This window comes from Filifactor sp. (genome assembly GCF_057248345.1).
Map to the genome: position 1 here is coordinate 1 of NZ_DBHIIC010000076.1, position 2,756 is coordinate 2,756.

Annotated in this window: 2 protein-coding genes; both read left to right on the forward strand. The window is 33.4% G+C overall.

Features of this window, described 5'->3' with window-relative positions; genetic code table 11:
* Positions 1–232: 232 nt before the first annotated feature.
* On the forward strand, positions 233–853 hold the full coding sequence (locus tag ACO5GE_RS07925) for a TetR/AcrR family transcriptional regulator (protein ID WP_288915971.1): 621 nt from the start codon (positions 233–235) through the stop codon (positions 851–853).
* An 86-nt stretch (positions 854–939) separates the two neighbouring features.
* Positions 940–2,682 carry an ABC transporter ATP-binding protein gene (locus ACO5GE_RS07930; RefSeq protein WP_484830370.1) on the forward strand — a complete coding sequence of 581 codons (1,743 nt, stop codon included), beginning with the start codon at positions 940–942 and terminating at the stop codon, positions 2,680–2,682.
* Positions 2,683–2,756 lie beyond the last annotated feature (74 nt).

The following is a 2,756-nucleotide window of genomic DNA, read 5'->3' on the forward strand; positions in this document are numbered from 1 at the left end:
GGGCTGCTTCATCAATTTTTCCGTAAGTGTCCGTACACTTACTGTGCTTGCTACAAAAGAATGATTTGTAGCAAGCAATAAGCGTGTATAAAACTATTTGCATTTATTGTACCATATTTTTTATTGAAGTTCCAGAAAATACTTGACATATATAATCGAAAATAGTAGAATGATAACTAAGTTATCAAAATGAGGCGGGAAATTAATCAGTAAAGAGAAAGGAGGCAGAGTAGTGGCAGATTTGAGTGGATATGAGCTTACACATAAAAAAATCATAGATAGTGGTAAAGCGAATTTTTTGAACGATGGATATGAACGAGCTAATTTAAGAAAAATTTGTAAAGATGCCGGGGTTACTACGGGAGCCTTTTATCGCCATTTTGAAGATAAAGAAGATTTATTTGTTGCTTTGGTTGAACCTCTTGCTAATGAGATATTGGAATTTTATTCCAAATTTGAAACGGAATCCTTTCAGAGTTTAAAAAGGGACGAGCTTGAAGATTTGGCTGATATTAATGTGAACGGTTCAATAGAAACCGCTTTATATATGTTTGGTAAAAAGGAGTTATTTGAACTCTTAATGTACCATGCTTATGGAACGAAGTATGCTAATTTTGCTGATAAGTTGGTTGAGCTTGAAGATGAGAATCGAAAAAAAGTATTTCAAATTGTCGCCGGCAAAAGGCAAATGATTGAAATTCCAGAAACGACGATTCATTTGTTAGATTATGCCTATATAAATGCTTTGTGTGAAATAATAATTCATTCTAAAACAGAGAGCGAAGTGAGGATGAATTCTAAAATAGTTGCAGAGTTTTTTTACAATGGTTGGGAAAACTTGAGAGGTTTTTAAAAAAAAGAGGGGAATCTCCCCTACTTTTTTGAACATAAGATAACTAAGTTAGCTAATTTTGTTATCGAAAATTAGGAGGTATGAAAATGAAAGAAAAGAGTCCTGTAGTGATATTGTGGGAACTTGCACATAAAGAACATTCAAAACTGAAAATATCAGTATTTATAGCAACTGTTGGTGTTATTGCAGGAGTTATTCCATATATAGCTGCAAGCCATATTTTAATTTACCTGATGAATGGGAATGGTAGATTAGAACTTTATTTGTTATGGATGGGAATAGGTTTAGTATCTTATATTTTAAAATCCATCTTGTATTCTATTGCATTATCCGTATCCCACAAAGCAACTTTTAGTGTATTGAAGGATATTCGACTAAAAATGCTTGATAAACTACCAAAGATGCCTTTGGGAGAGATAATAAATGTTCCAAGTGGCAACCTAAAGCAGATTATGGTTGATCAAGTTGAAAGCATGGAGAAACCTCTTGCCCACTTATTACCTGAAATGACTTCTAACATATTAGGTTCATTAAGTATATTTATTTATCTGCTGTTTCTCGATTGGAGAATGGCTTTATTGTCATTAGTATCCATTCCTTTCGGTATGCTCTTTATGGGGTTTGTAATGAAGAATTATGCAGTTCAGTATGAAGGATCTGTGAAAGTAAGTCGTGAGATGAATTCTGCGATTGTTGAGTATGTAAATGGAATAGAAGTAATTAAAACTTTTAATCAAGATAAGAAGTCTTATGCAAAATATAAAGATAAAGTAATTGCTAATGCAAAGTATTTTTATGATTGGATGAAAAGTTGCCAGCTACCGGTATCTTTATCAAAAAATATATCTCCTACTACATTGATAACTGTGCTTCCATTTGGATGGTATTTTTATACTCATGGAAGTCTTGGTGCAGAAATATTTGTGCCAGTTATTATATTATCTTTGGGTATTGCAGGACCATTGCTTGAAACAATAAATTTTGTCGACGGTCTTGCGAAAATAGGTACTATTGCAAATTCTATTAACTCAATTTTAGAGGGAAAAGAACAGAATCATTCTGATCAATTTAGAGATATTAAAAACTTTGATATTGATTTGCAGAATGTAAAATTCGAATACGAAAAAGGAAAAGAAATTCTTCATGGAATATCATTAAACATAAAGCAAGGAAGCACAGTAGCCTTTGTCGGTTCATCTGGCAGCGGAAAATCAACTTTAGCCAAGCTTGTAGCCGGATATTGGGACATAAACTCAGGGAACATAATGATTGGTGGATATAATTTGATGGATATTCCACTGAAACAATTATATGGCTTAGTGGCTTTCGTTTCTCAAGATAATTTTCTTTTTAATGAAAGCATAAGGGAAAATATTCGTATGGGAAATCCGAATGCAAGTGATGAAGAAGTCGAAGATATTGCAAAAAGATCAGGCTGCCATGATTTTATTGTAAAGATGGAACGTGGTTACGATACCGTTGTCGGAAGCAGTGGCAGTCATGTTTCTGGAGGAGAAAGACAGAGAATTTCCATCGCAAGAGCCATGTTGAAAGATTCCCCTATTGTTATTTTTGATGAAGCCACTTCATATATTGATCCGGAAAATGAGGTGGTTATTAAAAAAGCTCTGTCAAAACTTGTAGAAAATAAAACAGTTATTGTTATTGCACATAGGTTATCAACTATAACGGATGCCAAGCAGATTTTTTTAATAGAAAAAGGAGAGCTGATTTCATCCGGCAGTCATCAAGAGATGCTGAAAGACTGCAAACTATATCAAAAAATGTGGGAAGCTCATATTGGAGTAAAGGAGGGTGAAATAAAATGATAAGTGCTTTAAAAAAGATTATTGATTTTTCAGGAGATGAAAAGAAAAATGTCTACCGCTCCATATTTGTAAGC

What these genes read in the sequence shown, in the direction of transcription:
- ACO5GE_RS07930 (WP_484830370.1), top strand. Translation starts at nt 940, where the DNA reads ATGAAAGAAAAGAGTCCTGTAGTGATATTGTGGGAACTTGCACATAAA.